The following is a 16108-nucleotide window of genomic DNA, read 5'->3' on the forward strand; positions in this document are numbered from 1 at the left end:
ACATTTTTTAAAACGCAATTTGTACACCAATTGACCATGTTTTAGAATAAGGGAAAGTTCTTCCCCAAGCTGCTTCAGTTTCATTGATTTCAGGGTCTACTGGCAATTTGCTGCTTTTCCAAGTAGCTAAATTTAGAGCAGAAATATACGGTCTAATTTTATCAATTCCGACTTTTTGTGTAATGGTTTTAGGGAAAGTATACCCAACAGTAACAGACTTTAAACGTAAATAAGACATGTCTAATAAATAACGTGTTTGTGCAACAAAGTTATTTGATCCAGGAGCATAAGTTCCAAAAGCATTACCTGCATGTCCTGGGTATGGATTAGGGAAATACGCATCTGTGTTTTCTGGTGTCCAGTAGTCATTCTGGTTCTCATACATAGCATCTGTTCTGTTGTAGAATGGTAATACTAAGTCTGAAGTTGCCCAGTATTCGCGTTTTCCAACTCCTTGAAAGAAAGCATCAATATCAAATCCGTATAAGGCACTTCCCAGACGTACTCCATATTGGTAACGAGGCGTAGTGTTTCCAATAACTTTTAAATCTCCAGGATTAGTAGCTGTTCCGTCTCCTCTTGAGATTACTCCATCTCCGTTTAAGTCTTTATACATTACATCTCCAGCACCATATTTGAACGCACCTGTTCTTAAATTTTTATAATCAACACCATTTATAATTAATCCAGTTGCATCAATTTGATCTGTTGATTGAATTAATCGGTCTGTTTCTAATCCCCAGATTTCACCTATTTTTTGACCTGCATAAAAAGAAGAAGTGCTTATTAATTTAGCAGAATTATTCCATTGAGTTACTTCTGTAGTATTGTCAGAAAGCGTAAGATCTGCATAAATGTTTACGTTTTTGTTTATCTGTTTATTGAAGTTAAGTGCTAACTCCCAACCAGTTGTTCTTAAATTTCCTGAGTTTGTATTGGCAGCCGCCTGACCAAATGAACCTGGAAGTGTTTTACCCGGAGCTAACATTCCTTTAGTATCACGTTGATAGTAATCAAAAGTCAAACCTAGCATATTAAATATTCTAATATCGATACCAATGTCTTGAGTCGTAACTTTTTCCCAAGTTAAATCTGGATCAACGTTTGATGGTTGATTAACAGAAGGAGGAACAGTTGCTCCACTGCCTATCCAGAAAGGGTTAGAGTTAGTCATGGTTGGTAAAAAGGCATTGTTAGCAATATTTTGATTTCCAATTGAACCTATAGATCCGCGGATTTTCAAATCATTTAACCAACCTCTTGTACCTTCCATAAAACTTTCTTCAGAAATTCTATATCCAACAGAAGCAGAAGGGAAGAATCCCCATTGCTCATCAGTAGGGAATTTTGATGAACCGTCATAACGTCCGTTTACTTCCAAAAGATATTTTCCTTTGTAGTCATAATTGACACGTGCAAAGAATCCAGCAATAGCATATCTTGATAAACCTGGATTTAAGATATCATTAGCCACAAGAGGGGAAGTAAACTGGTCGCCAATAGCTAAATTAAATTCTGGTTTGCTTTTGTCTAAAAGTGTATTTCTACGAGCATAAGTTCTTTCAAAATCATACCATTCTGTATTCAAACCTCCCAATACTTTAAAGTTGTGATTCTCTCCTAATGTTTTCGTATAATTTCCAAAGATGTTCGCTACATTTCTTATATAAGATGATTTGGCTTGTGCCACAAAATCATTTCCAACTTCCATAGAAGTAGGTTTTCCAGCAACTAAGTCAGCTGCACTAGTCCACCAGTCCCAAAGCGGTACTTGACCACCATTCATTTTTAGACTTGAAAAATTGCTATTAAAACTATATTCCCCAACTATGTTAAAGTCTTTTGTAATTTGAGCAGTAAGTCTTCCGCTTATCCTCATATCATTTGACTTGTTTTCATTCTGAGATGCATTTGCCATGTAACCTGGGGCATGTCTAAAGTAAGTGCCATTGTAAGTACCATATGGGAAATAAGACCCCCAACGCATGTAGTATCCAAAATAACCATTACCAGCAGTATCCACACCATTATTATAATAGTTAAAAGGAGAATCGTATTCTTGGAAAGTTCCTAATACTTTAAAATCTCCAGTAAGCCAGCTTGCTAACTGTGTAGTCAAACCAAGGTTAAGATTGAATCTTTTGTTAGTTTCGTTATTGATTTTCATTACACCTTCTTGATTCGCTAAACCTAACGAAACAATAAAAGAACTTTTTTCTCCCAAAGAACCTTGTGCTGATAAGTTATGAAGCGTTTGCAACGCATTCTTTTTTAACATTTCATCATGAGGATTCCAAATTCTGTAGAAATATTCTTTTCCGCCAATCACGTCGAAATCTTCTCCTAAGATCATGTTTTTGTCATTAGGATTTCTTGTTGCAGCATATTTTTCTTTCCAGTTAATGATACCAGGCAATAACGTTTTGTAGTTCATACCGAAAGATTCTGGATTAGCATTACCAGCTCTAGCTTGAGCCTCAATCATTGCTGGAAGCTCTACAGTAGGGTCATTAAATTTAACTAAAGAGATTGGGTTACTCCAGCCCGTATTGCTGCTGTAAGAGAATCTTACTTTGCCTTTTGCATTTTTACCGCTTTTAGTAGTAATTAATATAACTCCAAACGCAGCACGAGCACCATAAATAGAAGCAGAAGCGGCGTCTTTAAGTACAGACATCGATTCTACATCTTCTGCATTTAATAATGATAAATCTCCTGGAACACCATCTACCAAAATAAGCGGGGATCCTGAAACTTCGCCATTAACAATAGTTCCGGCTCCACGAATATTAACTTTTGATCCTTTGCTTATGTTTCCTGAATTGTAAGTAATGTTAAGTCCAGGAGTAGTTCCTTGAAGACCTTTTGTAATATCTGTAATAGGAATACTTCCTAAAGCTTTCTTTACATCTACTTTAGCAACTGCGCCAGTAAGATTTGCTTTTTTCTGAGAAGCGAATCCCACGACAACTACTTCATCCAATTTTGCAGCAGTCGCCGCAAGTGAAATACTAAGTTTTTGTTGCCCTTCAACTTTCACGACTTGCGTTTCAAAGCCCATGTAGCTAAAGCTAAGGCTTCGTCCTGACGCGACGCTTATGCTGAAATTTCCATCAAAATCAGTTGTAGTTCCGTTGGAAGTCCCTTGAATCATAACACTGACTCCAGGTATCGGAAATCCATCTGCTTTGTTTTTTACTGTTCCAGTAACTGTTTTTGCTTGTCCAAATGCTGTTTGAATGCACAAAACCAACACTGTAATAAAGAGTAATTTTTTCATGATTAATCTGGTTTTTTATGGTTGTTGTTGAGCAAATATATCTATTTATTGCATACAAATGCATTTTTATGTGTTTTTTTTCTAAAAATAATTTAAAAAACGCAAAATAACGCATTTTTAAATGAAAAATAAGAATTGAATTTGTTTTTAAAATCCTACTAATGCATGATTTTGCAGTTTTTGTGGCTTTTTCTAATATCGAATAAAATATTTGATATATTTGTGATGAATTTTAACTTTTATAAAAACATGCTGAAAGCCGAAAGACATAAATATATAATGACTAAACTTATTGAAGACCAAAAAGTTGTTACAACAGATTTAGCTTTGGCTCTCGATTTGTCAGAAGATACGATTAGAAGAGATTTGAACGAATTGGACAGCAAAAAGCTGTTAGAGAAAGTATACGGAGGCGCTGTTCAGGTAAAAGAAAAGTCCGATAATGTATTTGATATTGCTATTGTTGCAGAAGAACAAAAAAAGAAGATTGTAACAAAAGCATTATCTCTTCTTCATGACGATCAGGTTATTATAATGAGTGGAGGAAGTACCAATCTGGTTTTTGCAAAGTTAATTCCGGCCGATTTAAAAGCTACCATATATACTTATAGTTTACCGATCGCTATGCAGCTGTCTCAACACCCTAATATAGATTTGATTTTTATTGGCGGAAAAATGCAAAAAAATGCAATGGTGACAATAGGGATGGATGTGATTCAGGTGGTATCTAAAATTAAGGCCGATATTTGTTTCATTGGCGCCAGCAGCATTAATATCAAACAGGGACTTACAGAAGTAGGTTATGAAATATCTATTGTTAAAAAAGCTATGATAGAAGCTTCTGATAGGGTCGTGTCGATGTTTGCTTCAAATAAGTTAAATACCAAAATGCCTCACGGCGTATGTGATCTTACGCAGTTGGATACTATTGTGACAGAATTAGATCCAGAAGATGAAAGGCTGGATGAATATAGAAAATCGGGAGTCTTTATCTTATAATTTTAAACTTATGCAATATGTTTTTTGCGTTTTGTTGCGGTATTTTAATTTTATTGTGTTAAAAAACGCAAAATAATGTATTTGTATGCTTTTTGTATCTATATTTGTTAAAACTAATTTTATTAGTCAGATATATTTATAAAAATCACTCTTCGTTTACTTGCCATTTTTCTAATGCATTTAATGAAGTTCAAGTTTCCAAATAGGAACTTTAATAAATATTGAATTCTAATAAATTTAGAATGTATTGTTTTTGCGAATAGCTTTTAGCCAAATGCAGAAATAAAACATGTATTAAAGAACCAAAAAGCAACAGAACCAATTAAATGTCCGATTCTCTCCAATTACAAGAATTAGAAGCTTCCTTAGAAGGAAACCTTTTTTATGATGATCTTCATAAAAAAATATACGCCACAGACGCCTCTGCTTACAGAATTATGCCGCTTGCCGTGGCCATTCCGAAATCAGAAAATGATATTATTAACATTATTCGTTTTGCCTCAAAAAATAAGATTTCGATAACGCCAAGAACGGCAGGAACATCTTTAGCAGGCCAAACTGTTGGAAACGGAATCATTGTAGATGTCTCAAAACACTTTACTAAAATTGTTTCTTTTGATTCTGAAAAGAAGACCATAACTGTTCAGCCGGGAGTAATTCGCGATGAACTGAATTTATATCTAAAACCACACGGACTGTTTTTTGCTCCAACAACATCAACAACCAATAGATGTATGATTGGGGGAATGGTCGGAAACAATTCATCTGGAACGACTTCAATCCGATACGGTGTTACAAGAGATAAAATAGTAGAAATAAAAGCCGTTTTAAGTGATGGCTCTACAGCAGTATTTAAGGATTTAACTTCTGAAGAATTTATTGAGAAAACTAAAGGAGATTCTTTAGAAAGTAAAATTTATAGAACGATTTACGAAGAACTTTCGAATAAGGAAAATCAGGAAGAAATCTTAAAAGAATTTCCAAAACCAGAAATTCACAGACGAAATACAGGTTACGCAATTGATGTTTTACTGAAATCGAAACTTTTTTCAGGAACAGAAGATACCATCAATTTAGGAAAACTGCTTTGCGGAAGTGAGGGAACGTTGGCTTTTACAACAGAAATTACCTTAAAAGTGGATGATTTACCGCCAACCAACAATATTATGGTTGTGGCGCATTTTCATACCATTCAAGAAAGTTTAGAAGCTGTAGTGACTGCAATGAAACATCATTTGTACACTTGCGAAATGATGGATGATACGATTTTGGACTGCACCAAAACCAATAGGGAACAGGCTAAAAACCGATTTTTTATTGTGGGTGAGCCAAAAGCAGTTATTATGCTCGAAGTTGGATCTCACATTAGTATGGAAGATGCCGAATTGCAAGCAGATGCTTTGATTAATGATCTTCAAATTAATGGCTTCGGATACGCTTTGCCAAAAATCTATGGAGCAGATATTGATAAAGTAAACGAGGTGAGAAAGGCAGGTCTTGGGCTTTTAGGAAGCATTGTTGGAGACGACAAAGCAGCCGATTCTATTGAAGATACAGCGGTTGAATTGAGTGATCTTCCAAATTATATTGCCGATTTTGCCGCCATGATGGAAAGACACGGACAAAGTGCCATTTACTACGCGCATGCCGGAGCGGGAGAGCTGCATTTGCGTCCGAAGATAAATTTGAAGACAAAAGATGGATTGCACCAATTTAGAAATTTATCTACTGAAGTTGCGCATCTGGTTAAAAAATATAGAGGTTCATTGAGCGGTGAACATGGTGACGGAATTTTGCGAGGGGAGTTCCTGCCGTTTATGATTGGCGATAAAAACTACGAACTGCTGAAGCGAATCAAAAAAGCATTTGATCCCGATACTATTTTGAATGTTGGGAAAATCGTAAATGCGTCTAAAATGGATGAAAACCTTCGTTTCGAGGCGGGAAGGGTAGAACCTGAGATAAAAACCATTCAAGATTTCTCTGATAGTTTAGGCGTTTTGCGTGCTGCAGAAAAATGCAATGGTTCGGGCGATTGCAGAAAAATGCCTTCTGCCGGAGGAACTTTATGTCCAAGTTATCGCGCGACAAGAAACGAAAAAGATACAACTCGTGCACGTGCCAACGCTTTAAGAGAATATCTAACGAATTCAGAAAAAGAAAACAAATTCGATCACGAAGAATTATATAAGGTTTTTGAGTTGTGTGTGAGCTGTAAAGCCTGCGCGAGCGAATGCCCAAGCAATGTTGATGTAGCAACTTTAAAAGCAGAATTTTTATATCAATATCAAAAAGCAAACGGATTTTCTTTCCGAAATAAAATATTTGCGTTCAATTCTAAATTGAATGAATTGGGAAGTATTGCCCCATCTATGACCAATTGGGCTTCCAATCTTTCTTTCGTTAAAAAACGTATGGGAGTTGCACCTGAAAGACAAGTGCCATTATTGGCTTCAAAGACATTTAGAAAGTGGTATCAAAAGAACAAAAAGCTTTATGAAAATAATTCTTTTGAAAACGGCAGCGTTTATCTTTTCTGTGATGAATTTACCAATTATTATGATGTCTCGGTTGGAATTGATGCTTTCGAATTGCTGACTAAATTAGGTTACAACGTAATTGTAGTTGATCACGAAGAAAGCGGCAGAGCTTTTATTTCCAAAGGTTTTTTGGAAGAAGCGCAAGAAATAGCCAATAAAAATGTCAATACATTCAAAAATATAATTTCTGAAAATACGCCTTTAATCGGAATTGAACCTTCGGCAATATTGACTTTTAGAGACGAATACATCCGATTGGCTTCGGATAAGGAAAGCGCTGAGAAATTAGCCCAAAACACTTTAACGGTTGAAGAATTTTTCAAAAAAGAAATTGCCAAGGGAAAAATTCATACGGGACAATTTTCTGAAAGAGAGAAAAATATAAAGATTCATGGGCATTGCCATCAAAAATCATTAAGCTCTGTTGAAGCTTCTTTTGCGATGCTGAATGTTCCAAGGAATAATACCGTAACCATTTACAATTCGGGCTGTTGCGGAATGGCGGGTTCATTTGGTTACGAAAAAGAGCATTATGAAATCAGTATGAAGATGGGAGAAGATACCTTGTTTCCAAAAATTAGGGCAACAGAACCATCAACCGAAATTGCAGCTGCGGGAACCAGCTGTCGTCATCAGATTTTTGATGGGACGAGTAGAAAAGCGATGCATCCTGTAACCATTTTGAAAAGTTGTTTGAAATAAGTTTTCGTATTTTACCAGTACTTTTCAAAAATATTATTTTATAAAAACATCAATTATGAAAAAAATAATTTACTCAATCGTATTACTGCTTTTAATTTTTACAGCCAGAGCAGCAAAGGTTGATACATTGCAGGTTTTTAGTGCTTCGATGCAGAAGAATATTAAAACTTGCGTAGTAGTTCCGAACCATTATAAAAAGAGTAAGAAAGCATTTCCAGTAGTTTATTTGCTTCATGGTTATAGCGGAAATTATGCTTCATGGGCAAAAGATTTTAAGGAATTAGGAAAACAAGTGGATCAATATGGTTTTATAGTGGTTGGAGTAGACGGGAATTATTCAAGCTGGTATTTTGATAGTCCGATTGATCCGAGTTTTAAATATGAAACTTATGTTGTAAAAGAATTGGTTCCGTTTATTGATAAACAGTACAGAACAATTGCAGATCGTAAAGCTAGAGCGATTTCGGGTTTGAGCATGGGTGGTCACGGCGCTTTATACTTGTCATTTAAGCATCAGGATGTATTTGGAGCGGCAGGAAGTATGAGTGGTGGAGTAGATTTTCGTCCGTTTCCTGAAAATTGGGACATCAAAAAAAGGTTGGGAACCATTACGGAGCATCCTGAAAACTGGGATAAAAATACGGTTACCAATATGCTCGATTTAGTAAAAGACAACAAACTAAAACTAATTATTGACTGTGGAGTTGATGATTTTTTCATGACCGTTAATAGAGAGCTTCATGCAAAAATGCTGGCTCAAAAAATAAATCACGATTATATAGAACGCCCAGGAGAACATAATCTGAAATACTGGGAGAATTCTTTAAAATATCAGCTTTTGTTTTTTCATGATTTCTTTGATGAAAATCTAAAAACAAAGTAATCCTAAAGTGTATTTCGGGTTCCACACATACCGGAATACATAAATTTTGGTTGGTTATCCTAACAGGTTTTTTTAACCTGTTAGGTATTTTTTTGCCAAAGAATTGTAACTAAGATACCATAAACGCCATTAGATTCTAAATAAATTACAGTTTAATTAAATAAAATTACCAATGAAAAATCTATTTTCCAGAATACTCTTAATTTTTGTAATCACAACGAGTTTTGCTCAAAATATAGAAAAATCAGAACAGATCAAATTTGTGCAGCTCACAGATTTACACGTTTCGGTAGGAAATGAAAATGATTTTTTATTGCAGGATATTGTAAAAGAGATCAATAATTCCGATTTTGAATTTGCGGTTGTAACTGGCGATTTGACCAATAGAGGTGCCGATGACGAGTTAAAACAAGTTCATTCAATTCTATCTAAATTGAAAATTCCGTATTACGTCATTTCAGGAAATCATGAAACCAACTGGAGCGAAAGCGCCGGCTTGACTTATAAAAAAATATTTGGTGAGGACCGTTTTGTATTTTCAAAAGGAGATTATCTTTTCATCGGTTTTCCTTGCGGACCTTACATGAAAATGGGGGATGGTTTTGTAAAACACGAAGATGTGCTTTGGCTTGATAAGACTCTAAAAGACCATCTTAAAAACAATAATAAAAAAGTGCTGAATTTTGCTCATTATCCGTTAGATAACAGCGTGAGCAATTACAAAGAAGTGCTTTCTGTTTTAGAAAAATACCCAACAGTCGCTACTTTTTGCGGTCACGGACACACCTTACGAAAATATGATTTCTCTGGTTTGAGCGGTATAATGGGAACATCAATAACTTCTCTGGACGGAAAAACAAAAAGTTATAATCAAGTAATTATCAGCAAAGACAGTATCAGTATCTATCAAAAAGAAATAGATAAACCTGGAGTTTTTAAATTTTCGGTTCCGTCAAAACCTTCCAAAATTGTAATTCCTAAAGATAGTTTGGCAATGCAATCTCCTTATATAAAAGATATTGCCTCAATTTACAGCCTTCCTGCATTTGACAAAAAGAGTGTTTATTTTACGAATTCTATAGGCGAAATAAAATCTGTAAACCTTAAAAACAAAGCTTTAAATTGGAAAACTGAGACAGGAAATTCAATTTATTTTTCGCCAATCATCGTAAAAAATAATTTAGTTATCGGTACAATAGAAGGAAACCTAGTAGGATTTGACACACAATCTGGCAAACAAAAATGGACAATTCCTGTTGGCGGTGTTTTGGTAGGCTCGCCAATTGCAGAAAACAATAAAATTTACACAGCCAGTTCTACAGCATTTATTTGTGCAGATGCTGTGACTGGAAAAGTAATATGGCAGAATAATTTGCCAGCGTCCTATTCGCAGGGAACGCCTTTAATTCAAGGCGATAAAATAATTTTTGGAGTTTGGGATTCGTATGTGTATTGCCTTAATAAAAACACAGGAAAATTGATCTGGAAATGGAACAATGGCAATGATAAACAAATTTTATATTCGGCTGGAAATGTAAATATGGTTTCGACAAAAAACCGACTTTATTTTGTGACTCCACAACGTTTTTTGACCATTTTGGATATTGAAACAGGAAAAACACTTTTAAGAACTCAGAAATGGAAAATTAGAGAATCGATGGGAAAAAGTCAAGATGGGAAATGGTTTTACGGTAAAACAATGGACGGTTTACTCTTAAGATTGCCTCTTAGCGATGATCTTGAACTTACAGAAGAAAATCTGGTGAACCAAAGCAAAGTGCTAGATTTAAAACTTGGATATGAACACAATCCGGCAGCAATATTAGAAAACAAAAACAAAATATATGTAGGAAGCAGAAAAGGAGAAGTTTTGATTGTAGATGCTTCTAAATTTGAGATTATAAAGCAAATTAACCTAGGAAGTTCAAGCGTAAATGGTTTTACAATTGATGATAAAGGGCAAGTCTGGGCATCACTTATTGAAGGAGGGATATTTTTGCTGGAATAATTTTTAAGTTTTTTTCCCAACGTAAATTTAAAGTCGCGAAATCCGCAAAGTATTATTAAAAGCTTTAAAAAAAAACTTTGCGACTTCGCGTCTTTGCGAGATTAAAAAAAACTTTGCGAACCTTGCGTGAATCTTAGCGAACTTAGCGGTTAAATTATTCAACAACAATTAGCTAACCAAAAAACACAACCCTATGAAAAGTCTAAAATTACTAATCCTAATATTGCTGATTCATTCCCAAATTTTCAGTCAGCAGTCTCCAAAAAGAGAAATGCGAGCAGCTTGGATTTCTACCGTAGAAAATATTGACTGGCCGTCGAAACCTGGTTTGTCAGACAAAGAAATGAAGAACGAAATGATTGCCATTTTGGATAATTTACGTTCTTATAATCTGAATACGGTCATTTTTCAAATCCGTCCAACTGCCGATGCGTATTACAAATCGACAAAAGAACCAGCATCGCATTGGATAACAGGAACTCAAGGCGTTGCTCCGGGTTTTGACCCGCTACAGATGATGATTGATGAAGCAGGAAAACGCGGCATGAATGTGCACGTTTGGCTGAATCCGTATCGTGTTCAGAAAGATACCGTTAGAGACGTACTTTCAAAAAATCATTTATATTTTAAAAGACCAGACCTTTTCCTGACGTACGGGAAAACCAGATATTTTAATCCAGGATTGCAGGAAACAAGAAATTTTGTTGCTTCTGTAGTAGGCGAAATTGTTCGTAAATATGATATTCAGGCCGTTCACATGGACGATTATTTTTATCCATATAAAATTGAAGGTCAAGAGTTTCCTGATGAAAAAGCTTTCGCTAAAGAACCACGTCAGTTTAAAGATAAAGAGGATTGGAGAAGAGACAATGTTGATTTGATTATCAAACAAATAAGAGATACCATTATTGCCAATAAACCAGAAGTTGAATTCGGAATTTCGCCTTTTGGAGTATGGCGAAATATTGCCAAAGATTCGCAAGGTTCTAATACCAGAGCAGGTGCTACCAATTATGATGATTTGTATGCTAATATCTTAAAATGGCAAAAAGAAAACTGGATTGATTATGTAACGCCTCAAATCTATTGGCACATTGGTTTTGACAGAGCAAACTTTGAAGTTCTCGCAAAATGGTGGGCTGAACATAAATATGGTGCAAATGTTTACGTGGGGCATGGCGATTATAAAATTTCAAATACTGCGAAAGAACCAGAATGGAGAAGCTCGGATCAAATTGTGAAGCAGATTGAAATGATTCGTAAAATGCCTTTAATTGATGGTTCGATGCATTTTACAGCTTCTACTTTTCTGAAAAAAGGAGATACGCTTAGAAAACCTCTCGTTGAAAAAGAATACAAGTATATCGCTTTAACTCCAGAAGCAAACAGAATTACAAGATTAAAACCAGAACCGCCAACAAATGCTGTAATTGCCAAAAAAGGCAATAATGCAATTTTAACTTGGAAAGCTGCATTTAATGACAAGAAATATGTGATTTATAGATTTCCAAAAGGGAAAATTACAGATTTCTCGAATCCTGAGAATATTTATTATGTGACAACAGCTCTAAAACTAGAAGTGCCAAATGCCAATTTGGAAAACTATGTTTACGCGCTCACTGCGTTAAGTCAGACCCAGACAGAAAGTAGTCCCATTGAATTTTCAACAAAATAAAATATATAAAAAGAAATGAGAAAAAACATTCTTCTATTAGCCATATTTCTAAGTTCGTTTAGTATTATACAAGCCCAAAAACTGGATATAATTCCAAAACCTGTATCCTTTCAACAAAGCACAGGACAATTTGTTTTGCCTTCTTCTTTAAAAATTGTCGTAGATAAGAAAGTAAAAAATAGCGCCGATTATATTGCAGCAGGTGTTTCAAAAAGTACTGGAATTAATCCGATTGTTTCCATTGGAAAAAAACACGGAAAAAATAACATTTCATTTCTAGTAGATAAGAAATTGGATCTTCCAAATGAAGGGTATCAATTGGAAATAAACCAAAGTGGCATTTTCATAAAAGGAAAAACGGATAAAGGAGTTTTAAACGGATTCCAGACTTTCCTGCAAATTTGCTCTGCAAAAGAAGTTAAAAAAGGAACTCTTCCGTTTGTAAAAATAGAAGATTATCCACGTTTTGACTGGCGAGGCATGATGCTCGATTGTTCAAGACAATTTTTTGACAAACAAACCGTAAAAAATTATATCGATTGGCTCGCGGCACATAAAATGAATGTTTTTCATTGGCATTTAACAGATGATAATGGCTGGAGAATCGAAATCAAATCGATGCCAGATTTGACTTTAAGAGGTGCTTGGAGAGGTCCTGGCGAAGTCTTATTGCCATCTTACGGTTCTGGAGACAAACGTTATGGAGGTTTTTATACGCAAGAAGACATTAAAGAAGTCGTAGCTTATGCGGCAAATCGCGGTATTTCGGTAATGCCAGAAATCGAAATTCCAGGACATTCGAGAGCAGTTACAGCGTCATATCCAGAAATTGGATGTGAAATAAGTCAGGAACTTAAAAGTGTTCAAGGAGAAGTAAAAAATGTTTGGTGTGTTGGTCGCGAGGAAAACTATGGCCTTTTAGATTCAATCATTAGAGAAGTATCTGGATTGTTTCCCTTTGAATATATTCATGTTGCAGGAGATGAAGTCAATCGTGCCAATTGGGAACAATGCCCAAAATGCAAAGCTTTGATGGCAAAAGAAGGTTTTACAGATAGTTTTCAGCTTCAGAATTATTTCTTTAGAAGGGTTCAAAAAATCGTTGATAAATACCATAAAAAAACAGATGGCTGGAATGAAATCTTAAAAGGAGGAGAAATTGATCCAAACACACTGATTTCTGCTTGGCAAGGCATTAGTTACGGAATTGAATCGGCAAAAAAAGGATATAAGACCATCATGATACCGGGACAATTTTTGTATTTTGACATGGCACAATCTGAAACGGAACGTGGTCATCGTTGGGCAGCAATTACGGATACAAAAAGAGCGTATTCGTTTGAACCAATTCCAGATACCGATTTAACTCCTGAAGAACAAAAAAATATAATTGGAGTTCAAGGTGCTTTATGGAGTGAATATTTGGATCGCCCTGCAAGAATCATGGAATACCAGAGTTATCCAAGAATAAGCGCTTTGGCTGAAATTGGCTGGTCTAAAAAAGAAGATAAAAACTGGGATGATTTTTATGGAAGATTAACCAACAGCCATTTGAAAAGATTAGCCGATATGGGAATTGCTTTTAGAGATTTTCCTCCAACAGCGATTTATAAAAATGGAACAATCACAGTAACGCCGCCTTATGAAGGTGCGGTTGTTCGCTTTGACAAAGACGGAAACGAGCCTACAAGACAGTCGCCTTTGTATACCGAACCAATTCAGACAGAAAATTATGAGCAATATAGGTTTAGAGTTTTCTTTAATGAGACTTCGGCAAGTCCAGCTGTAAAAGCTGAAAAATTGCCTGTTGCCAATTGGAATACATCGAAAGCAGAAGTTTTAACGATTTCAGAAAATATCTCAGAGCATGTTGATAAAAAAGGAATTTGGTATCTGAATTTTAATCCAGCAGATGATGGAGCAAACGGAACAATCAAAAGTGTTTCGCTTTTTGAAAATGATAAATTGATTCAGACTTATGCAGACGAAAAAGCGTTAAAAGCAAAACCTCGTTTGAGATTTATAATTGAAAATTATAACGAAAAAAATACGTATCGATTAGATTTTACTGTTGAAAATAAAGAAGAGAAAAAGTCAGCGGCAAATGTAAAATTCAATTGTTCGCCATATCAGGAACCAGAAGTTAAAGTGACTTCTTCGATGGCAGAAAATCCGAAGTTTCCAATTTCGAATCTACAAGATTACAATGAAGAATCGTACTTGCGTACCGATGTTGCGTGCAAAGATAGCGATTGGATTTTGTATACCTTTACAACTCCTGTAACATCTTCTAAAATAGATGTTTTAACTGGAATTCCACATCATCCGAGATTTATAGTAAATGACGGTTATGTTGAGTTTTCATACAACGGAACGGATTTCATAAAAGGCGATAATTTTGATTACGGAAATGCATCAATTTATCCAAAACAGCCTGTAAAAGCAGTTAGAATACAAATTAAGGGAACCAATAACGAGCCTTTGATGGCTGCGCAGGACTTAAAAATTAATCTGTAGGACTATGAAAAATATTGGTGTTAAAATTATAATGATTTCTTTGATTTTTGTGGGAACAAAAAGTCATTCCCAGAAAAATGCGAAGCAGTCTTTCGATTTAAAGCGAAATGAAGTTTATATCGACTCAATGATGACAAATGCGCTCGAAAAAGGCTTTTTTCCAGGAGCGCAAGTTATAGTTGGAACTAAAGATGAAGTTTTGATTTCAAAAAATTATGGATATCATGATTATACGAAAAAGCAATTGGTGAAATCTGACGATGTTTTCGATTTGGCTTCGATGTCTAAAGTTCTTGGAGCGACGATTGTTTCGATGCGTTTGGTTGGAGACAATAAACTAAAACTTACAGATCAAGTTGGCCAAATTGTTCCAATGTATAAAAATACAGCCATTGCAGATTTAACGCTTTTTGAACTTTTAACGCATACTTCTGGATTAACGCCAAGTATCACTTTTTATCAGGCATTGCTTTCTACGCCAGATAATTCGCCTTTGTTGAGCAATCAAAAATCGGAGCAATATGTTGAGCAGTTTGATAATATGTATGTGAACAAAAACATTGTTTACGACTCAAAGTATTTGGTTTTTGAACCGAAACAAAATTGGGTTCAGATTTATAAAAATATGTGGTTGAATCCGGAATTTTATCCATCAGTTTACGAAAGGATTGCGAAAGCAAATACCAATCCGAGAGGGAAATATTTGTACAGCGATTTAAACTTGCTTTTGGTGAAACAAATGATAGAAACTCAAACAGGAAAAAAACTCGATCAGTTTACAAATGAAATTTATACAGAATTAGGCATTTCAAAGATTGGATATAATCCGTTAAAATGGACTTCGATCGATAATGTAATGCCAACTGAAGTAGATCATTTTTTTAGAAAAGATACGGTTAAAGGTTATGTGCACGATGAAGCAGCGGCGATTTTTGGAGGCGTTTCTGGGAATGCAGGTTTGTTTGCCAATGCAGAATCGATTGCAGTAATCTGTAAAATGTTACTGAACAACGGAACTTATAATGGAAAACAGATTCTAAAAGCAAATGTTGTAAAAGAGTTTGCAGATTCTCCGCTTGCAAAAGAAGGAATTTATAGAGGTTTAGGTTTTGACAAAAGAAAACCGGATGAGTTTTTTACCAAAGACGATTTTGGACATACAGGTTTTACAGGAACTTTTTTCTTCATGAACAGAAATAAAAATCGATTTTTAATCATTCTGACGAATCGTGTAAATCCAACGAGGACAAACAGATTAATGTATAAAGACGATTTTAGTGCTAAAATCTGGAGGCAAATTAATAGATGATTTTTTTAGCCACGAATTCATGAATTTTCAATATTAGATTAGTGTAATTCAGTATGTTTTTTTAATACACAGATATAAAAAAATAATTCGTGAATTCGTGGCTAAAAATACAACGACATGAAAAACTAATCATAATCAGATTGAGGTAGGAATTTCGGAAGAAGAAATAAGGAGCAGTTGGGAAAAAGATGGAGA

The 16108-nt window shown here is 35.1% G+C and carries 8 protein-coding genes; 7 read left to right on the plus strand and 1 reads right to left on the minus strand.

Annotation, left to right across the window (positions count from 1 at the left end; genetic code table 11):
* Positions 1-7: 7 nt before the first annotated feature.
* Positions 8-3280 carry a SusC/RagA family TonB-linked outer membrane protein gene (locus FF52_RS19875; RefSeq protein WP_008468390.1) on the minus strand — a complete coding sequence of 1091 codons (3273 nt, stop codon included), beginning with the start codon at positions 3278-3280 and terminating at the stop codon, positions 8-10.
* Between the two features lie 249 nt (positions 3281-3529).
* Between FF52_RS19875 and FF52_RS19880 the strand changes: the two genes are divergently transcribed.
* The 7 genes from FF52_RS19880 to FF52_RS19910 all read left to right on the plus strand — a co-directional run bounded on the left by FF52_RS19880 (position 3530) and on the right by FF52_RS19910 (position 15913).
* The gene (locus FF52_RS19880) at positions 3530-4279 is read left to right on the plus strand and encodes a DeoR/GlpR family DNA-binding transcription regulator (protein ID WP_008468392.1); all 750 of its coding nucleotides are present in this window, start codon (positions 3530-3532) and stop codon (positions 4277-4279) included.
* A 326-nt stretch (positions 4280-4605) separates the two neighbouring features.
* Positions 4606-7521 (plus strand): FAD-binding and (Fe-S)-binding domain-containing protein, encoded by a 2916-nt coding sequence (locus FF52_RS19885; RefSeq protein ID WP_008468393.1) that lies wholly within the window; start codon positions 4606-4608, stop codon positions 7519-7521.
* Between the two features lie 55 nt (positions 7522-7576).
* A complete protein-coding gene (locus FF52_RS19890) occupies positions 7577-8404 on the plus strand; it encodes an alpha/beta hydrolase (RefSeq protein WP_008468394.1) in 828 nt (275 codons plus the stop codon).
* 172 nt (positions 8405-8576) lie between these two features.
* A complete protein-coding gene (locus tag FF52_RS19895) occupies positions 8577-10412 on the plus strand; it encodes a PQQ-binding-like beta-propeller repeat protein (RefSeq protein ID WP_008468395.1) in 1836 nt (611 codons plus the stop codon).
* A gap of 193 nt (positions 10413-10605) precedes the next feature.
* On the plus strand, positions 10606-12087 hold the full coding sequence (locus FF52_RS19900; RefSeq protein WP_008468396.1) for a glycoside hydrolase family 10 protein: 1482 nt from the start codon (positions 10606-10608) through the stop codon (positions 12085-12087).
* A gap of 15 nt (positions 12088-12102) precedes the next feature.
* Complete coding sequence (locus tag FF52_RS19905; RefSeq protein ID WP_008468397.1) at positions 12103-14604, plus strand: beta-N-acetylhexosaminidase; 2502 nt, start codon at positions 12103-12105, stop codon at positions 14602-14604.
* Between the two features lie 4 nt (positions 14605-14608).
* Positions 14609-15913: a serine hydrolase domain-containing protein gene (locus FF52_RS19910; protein WP_008468398.1), complete on the plus strand. Its 1305-nt coding sequence runs from the start codon at positions 14609-14611 to the stop codon at positions 15911-15913.
* Positions 15914-16108 lie beyond the last annotated feature (195 nt).

The sequence above is a fragment of the Flavobacterium sp. F52 genome (assembly GCF_000278705.1).
Taxonomy (GTDB): Bacteria; Bacteroidota; Bacteroidia; order Flavobacteriales; family Flavobacteriaceae; genus Flavobacterium; species Flavobacterium anhuiense.